Origin of the sequence: Micromonospora sp. M51, from assembly GCF_018070305.1 — a bacterium.
GTDB classification, from domain to species: Bacteria; Actinomycetota; Actinomycetes; order Mycobacteriales; family Micromonosporaceae; genus Micromonospora; species Micromonospora parva.
Map to the genome: position 1 here is coordinate 1 of NZ_JAGPXZ010001511.1, position 458 is coordinate 458.

1 protein-coding gene is annotated in these 458 nt (G+C 75.5%); it reads right to left on the minus strand.

Going from position 1 to position 458, the window contains the following annotated elements:
- Positions 1-24: 24 nt before the first annotated feature.
- Positions 25-458: NUDIX domain-containing protein (locus tag KBX53_RS35715; protein ID WP_210864113.1), on the minus strand; the 434-nt coding region annotated here is incomplete at its 5' end.

Below are 458 nucleotides of genomic sequence, written 5' to 3' on the forward strand. Positions count from 1 at the left end.
GCGGCTGGACCGGCGGGGGACGCCTCAGCGTGGCAGCGGCGCTTCCGCCCGACGCAGCAGCGTGAAGCCGGTGTCCCGGGCGCGGGCGGCGGCCAGCAGCCCGGCCACGGCGGCGGCGTTGGTGACCTCACCGGCCAGGACCATGGCGACCGCCTCGTCCAGGTCGATCCGGACGACCTGGAGGTCGGCCTCCTCGTCGTGGCGCTCGTGCCGCTCGTCGGCCGGCACGTCGGCGAGGTCCCGGGCCAGGAACACCCGGACGATCTCGTTGGTGAACCCCGGCGAGCTGTGCAGGTCGACCAGCACGTCGACCCGCCCGGCGGTCAGGTCGGCCTCCTCGGCCAGCTCCCGCAGCGCCGCCGCCGGCAACTCCTCGCCGGAGACGTCCATCAGACCGGCCGGCAGCTCCCACAGGTGCCGCCCGACCGGGTGCCGGTACTGGCGGATCAGCACCACCT